Origin of the sequence: Microcoleus sp. F4-D5 (genome assembly GCF_036704885.1) — a bacterium.
Classification (GTDB): Bacteria; Cyanobacteriota; Cyanobacteriia; order Cyanobacteriales; family Microcoleaceae; genus Microcoleus.
Genome location: NZ_JAUBSX010000157.1, coordinates 1 through 5013 on the forward strand (window position 1 = coordinate 1; position 5013 = coordinate 5013).

At 46.5% G+C, this 5013-nt stretch carries 5 protein-coding genes and 1 pseudogene; 2 read left to right on the forward strand and 4 right to left on the reverse strand.

Annotated elements, in window-relative coordinates:
• A pseudogene (locus QUA80_RS32955) lies at positions 1–192 on the reverse strand (hypothetical protein); the annotation flags it as partial.
• Positions 193–319: 127 nt separating this feature from the next.
• Complete coding sequence (locus QUA80_RS32960) at positions 320–751, reverse strand: helix-turn-helix transcriptional regulator (protein WP_333151077.1); 432 nt, start codon at positions 749–751, stop codon at positions 320–322.
• 354 nt (positions 752–1105) lie between these two features.
• Here QUA80_RS32960 and QUA80_RS32965 point away from each other — a divergent pair, with 354 nt between their 5' ends.
• Complete coding sequence (locus tag QUA80_RS32965) at positions 1106–2173, forward strand: hypothetical protein (RefSeq protein WP_333151075.1); 1068 nt, start codon at positions 1106–1108, stop codon at positions 2171–2173.
• Positions 2174–2222: 49 nt separating this feature from the next.
• On the opposite strand, the gene QUA80_RS32970 is transcribed toward QUA80_RS32965, so the two are convergent.
• Both QUA80_RS32970 and QUA80_RS32975 read right to left on the reverse strand, forming a co-directional pair.
• Positions 2223–2915 (reverse strand): hypothetical protein, encoded by a 693-nt coding sequence (locus tag QUA80_RS32970; RefSeq protein ID WP_333429114.1) that lies wholly within the window; start codon positions 2913–2915, stop codon positions 2223–2225.
• Positions 2912–3421, reverse strand: coding sequence for a hypothetical protein (locus tag QUA80_RS32975; RefSeq protein ID WP_333151071.1), 510 nt, complete (start codon positions 3419–3421; stop codon positions 2912–2914). Before QUA80_RS32975 ends, QUA80_RS32970 begins: the two co-directional genes overlap by 4 nt.
• A gap of 456 nt (positions 3422–3877) precedes the next feature.
• Here QUA80_RS32975 and QUA80_RS32980 point away from each other — a divergent pair, with 456 nt between their 5' ends.
• The gene (locus QUA80_RS32980) at positions 3878–4942 is read left to right on the forward strand and encodes a trypsin-like peptidase domain-containing protein (protein ID WP_333151070.1); all 1065 of its coding nucleotides are present in this window, start codon (positions 3878–3880) and stop codon (positions 4940–4942) included.
• The last annotated feature ends 71 nt before the right edge of the window (positions 4943–5013 follow it).

Below are 5013 nucleotides of genomic sequence, written 5' to 3' on the forward strand. Positions count from 1 at the left end.
CTCTTGTCTCGGATGATTCACTTTTACCCCCTCAATTCGCGTATGTGCCAGTTGGGGGTGCGGAATGTGGGTTAAAATTTGCTTGACAAGCTGTTGCAAGCGTTCTTGCAGATAGGAAGGAACAAGAGGCGGCTCTTGTAGTGGGCTAGTATGAATAGTTTGATTGAGGTCGGATAGAGTAAGGAGGTACATTGCTCAGAGCATAAAAGACTGAGCAATAGCGGCGATCGCCAGAAGTCAGGGGGGAGTGGGGAATGAGACAGTGATTTTTCCGGCTTCTCAACTGAAAACCTTAAGGGTGCAGGCTGCTTGTTACCAACTATACAAGTTTGGCTAAAAATGCTACTGATGAAGAAATGATATCGGCAATATCATCTGGATCGAGGGAATAGATCTTTGCTAAAACTTCTTTTTTAATTTTTTCAGAGCCTACCCTCTTGCTGCCACTCACTTGACTTATCGCCACCTCATCCAAACCGCGTTGATAAACTGATAAGGATATTTCTCCATCCAAATAAAGTTGCAGAGTCTTGGTACTGCCACCGCTTAACTTTGCCAGTTGCCGAAAGTTCTTAGAATCGGATTCGGGTATCGTTTTTCCTTTTAACCACCGATATACTGTTGAAAAATCTACTCCGATAGCGGACGCTAAAGCGCTTTGAGTCCAGCCTTCTTTTAGCAGCAGCTCGATCAACTGAGTCAGCCGCTTTTGGCGATCGAGTATAAGAGAAGATACAGAGCTAACAGTCACAATTGCTTACCGAAAATTTAGGTTTAAAGTCCTGGGGTACACGGGAACTAACGCCCTTGCGAGACACCGACAAGAGTTTGGCTGAGGAGACTCCTCCGAGTGTAAGCCGAGTAGTGGAAAGAGGAAGCCCAAAGAGTGGTCTTGGGAATCCCCGCGCGCGAACGCACCCGGAGGATGTCAACTAACGCTTTTACCGTACACTATTTTACTTTCTGCTGCGTTGAAGCCGATACTTTTTCGCTATTTTACGCCCTTTCTACAAAATTTGAGCAATCAAAGCCTTAATCGATTACGCAACTACCCTTGCATTATGCAATACTTAATTTTGCACCGTGCAAAACGGACGGAACATCAATGTCATCCTCCAACACAGTTCGCGGTTCTGATGCACATAACTTCTCTGTTGTTCGCAGCGCTGAACTCACTGCTCCAGTTGCACAGGACTGCCACCTAAACAAAGCCGACGCTAAAGATTTGTCTGCCCAGAGCAGTACGCTCACTGATGCTGAAGCATTAGAATTAAGCAGCTTGGAAGCGAAAGTCGAACGGAGCTTGAAAGCTTTCTGGGAAATAGGGCAAGCTTTGCGCCAGATCCGGGATCGCCGCCTCTACCGACAAGACTTCTCGACGTTTGAAGACTATTGCACTAATCGGTGGGAAATGTCTCGTCGCTGGGCTTACCAATTGATCGAGGCGGCAACCGTCTATGAAAATGTGCGCCATGGCGCACAAATCCTTCCCGCCAATGAGCGCCAAGTTCGCCCTCTAACAGCACTACCCTCCCAAGAGCAGCCTAGGGCTTGGGCCCAAGCCGTTTCTACTGCTCCGAACGGCAAACTTACGGCTTTTCACGTTGCCCGAGTTGTTGAAGAACACCAGAAAAAAATTTCGAGGAATAAGTCTAACAACGAGAACAGTTCCAAAAAGCAACGAACTCTTTCAACCAATCATCCAGCATCAGACTGTAAGATTTTAGCAGCCAATCAAGAGGATGCTGAGGGATTGGGAGCAACATCCAGTCAGACAGAAACTCAATGCCGAAGCTGCTGGAACTGCTATCATTGCAGTTTTGAGCCTGTTCAAGACGACCCGCACAGTTTTTATTGTCAAAAGCTGGGCAAACTAAGCTTTATTGAGAAGGATGGTAACGAACGGGGAGCTGAATGTAAATTGTGGCTTTTTCGATGGAGCGATCCGGAGTTAGTTAAAAAGGCAAGACGAGCCGAGCGAGATACTTTTAGTTTAACTCTACAGTTCCCGATAGACTTGCAAGACCAGATCCGAGATGCGGCTAAAACTCAAGGGCTGGCCGTAGCAGATTGGGCAGTACAAATAATCGAAGCTGCTGTTTCTACAATGAGTCTGGCAAATGAAATCGGGCCTGCTCTAAACATTCCGCCCGTCGCTACAAGTGATAATTAAGTTTTGGTTTTTCTTGTCAGTTCAAGGTAATGTCTGCTGCCGTCTATTTTTAGCGATCGACTAGCATCGCTAGCCTTTCTATTGTTTGCAACAGCAAGTTGGCACGACCTGAATTTCTAGCAACGGGCGAGAGGAAAGCCGGTCCGATTTCGCGCAAATTTTCAAGTTCAACTCGAAACCATCTCGATAAAAATGATTTGACTTCTGTGTCAGCTTGCTGCACTTCTTCAATCAAACTAGAACGCCCGTCGAGCACTGCCATGATGTCTTCAATATCGGAACTAAAATAAAAGTTGCCACCACCTCTACCCGTGAAAGCTTCTATTTTGGAAGCAAGGAGATAAGGGGCTGAAAAAATTAAAATTTGCCTGCCACTTGGCAGTTGGTAGCGAATAGCACGAGCAATACCAGGACTGTACCAGCGGTTGGAAAAACCCAGCACCGACTCATCACACGGCATGACATCAATCGAAATTTCCCCGCAGTACCAGCGACACAGCGGTGCCCCCGGTTCTGTACTTTCTAGGAGTCCCAGGGTGCGCAGCAAGTCTGACAGTTGATAGTATTCAGCCCGAGATGCAATGGAGACTACACAATCTACATCATCGGTGGGTCGAATGTCGGGGGCTGCTGCTTCATCCAGGTAAAGCGAGATGGTTGCTCCTCCTGTAAAGACGATGGTAGCGGGTACAGTCGAGAGCACTGCAGCCACTGTTTCCAGCATGAATATCTGCGGATTCATGCTGGAAACAGCCTGCTTTCAAGTTCGCTAGCGGCCAAACGTTGCTCTCGCACCCTACCTACCCTCAACGCATCAATCAAGCTCAGCAAGGCGTAGAGTTCCGGATCGTTACTGGCAGCGACAGGGACTGAAGGGTACAAAGGGGCGATCGCCTGCCCCCTGACGGCACCTTGAGGATCTGGCCACACATAAACTTCAGAGGGCGAGGCAAGCAGCTTGCTTTTTAAGGGCTCTGCAGAATGTGCGGTAGGCAGTCCCCGACTTAAGGGACCGGGCTGGGCGTAGAATACATAGCGCAGCCCGTGAACCAAGAATTCTAGGAGTGCTTGTTTTCCTATCCTCCGATGTTCGCGATCGTACAAGCCTGCTGCGGAGCATCGAGAAAGAGCTCCGTGAACTTCTGACGCACTCATGCCCAAACTTTGAGCGAGGGTGCTGTAAGTCCAGGAATCCTCGCGCCAACAGTGGACTTTAAGCAGGGCAACAATATCTTGCGGTTTGAGCATAGGTGGCTGCGATCGCTTGCGGTTTGCTTTATTCTACATTCGCGAATAGCGAATAAGCAAGCTGTGGCTCCAAAAATTTGCTCCCTCGGCTGGGGTTACGGAATAGGAGTTCTTGTTCGCGATTGCACTCATCGCTATGTGCCTGGAGGTATGGTCTTGGATGTGTTGATGGGATGTGCTGGCTAACCCCGCTTGCAGACAGTTTGATACTCTTGCGCAAACTGACTAACGTATTTATGAATTAAGATAGTCAATCAGCAGTTATGTATGCCAAAAACATTCCTGAAGATAGCTGAAGAGGATTAATAGTTAGTTGCGACCATATTGGCATTTGCTTTGCTATTCTGGAAGAGGAACCCTTCTGTAGTTTGTTGGGTTGGATTAAGGGTGAGTGCTTGTGCCCTTATTTTACCCATCTCAGCAAAGAGGCTTCTTTGTTGAAATACTAATAAAAAGATGGTCAATTTAGAGGCTGAAGACTATAAAGAATTAATAACTCTACTAAAAGATATACCAGAACTAGCCACGGAGCGCCCGCGCCAACGAATTTTGGAACTAGCTGGTTTGAAACAGTTGATACCAATGATCGATGTTTCAGGTGCTTCATTTGTGGCAGTTAGCGAGATCGTTAGCTATCTGTCAAAGTACGGGCGTCTAAATTTCGAGCATGAGGTCTTGGGGCTTTTCTTGAATACCCTGAAGAGTTTTGTAGGAGTTCAGCAGCAAGCTTCTTTGGATAGGTTGCTGATCGAGTATGACATGATGACTCCAATCGCAACATTACCTAACATCCGCGATTGGCGGGGAACAGAAACCACCACAGATGTATCAGAGAAAATAATTGGTGAAAATACACTACGTCCAATCTCATTCTTGCGCCAAGGGCTTCAAGTATCTCGTTCGATTGCTTATATTGGGGTACAGACAAACCAAAAACGTTGGTCAGGTACAGGTTTTCTCGTAGCCCCAGATTTGTTGTTAACCAACAATCATGTATTGCCCAGCTCAAATTTACTTACAAACTCAGTTTTTCGTTTTAATTATGAAGAGAGCTTCCAAGGAGAAGCTCAACAGATAGATGAGTATCGCGCCAAACCAAATGGGGTATTTCATACTAACGACTCCTTGGATTACACTTTAGTTCAAATCGAAAGAGAACCTGGAAAAACATGGGGGTGGTTACCACTACTACCTAGGGAGATTAGTAGCGGTATCAGAGTCAATATTATTCAGCACCCATTGGGACAACCCAAGCAAATTTCACTACAAAACAATTTTGTTCAATATGTAGGCGGCAATGTAATGCAGTATATAACCTCTACCTTGAATGGTTCTTCTGGTTCACCGGTTTTTAATGATGGCTGGGAGGTTCTTGCCCTGCACCACGCAGGAGGTAATATTCCTGAACCCACAACCCAGCAGCGTTACTTTAGAAATGAGGGTATCCTGGTAACAAGTATCTTAGCTGACTTACCTTCCGACTTTGCAGATATGCTTAGGCTCGCAGCATTAACTACCTAGTAGACGTAGGCGGGAGTTAACCTACCATTGATTATTTCTTCAATGCTTTGCCCGAATAAGTCCATTTGAAG

What these genes read in the sequence shown, in the direction of transcription:
- QUA80_RS32965 (WP_333151075.1), top strand. Translation starts at nt 1,106, where the DNA reads ATGTCATCCTCCAACACAGTTCGCGGTTCTGATGCACATAACTTCTCT.
- QUA80_RS32970 (WP_333429114.1), bottom strand. Translation starts at nt 2,915, where the DNA reads ATGAATCCGCAGATATTCATGCTGGAAACAGTGGCTGCAGTGCTCTCG.
- QUA80_RS32975 (WP_333151071.1), bottom strand. Translation starts at nt 3,421, where the DNA reads ATGCTCAAACCGCAAGATATTGTTGCCCTGCTTAAAGTCCACTGTTGG.
- QUA80_RS32980 (WP_333151070.1), top strand. Translation starts at nt 3,878, where the DNA reads ATGGTCAATTTAGAGGCTGAAGACTATAAAGAATTAATAACTCTACTA.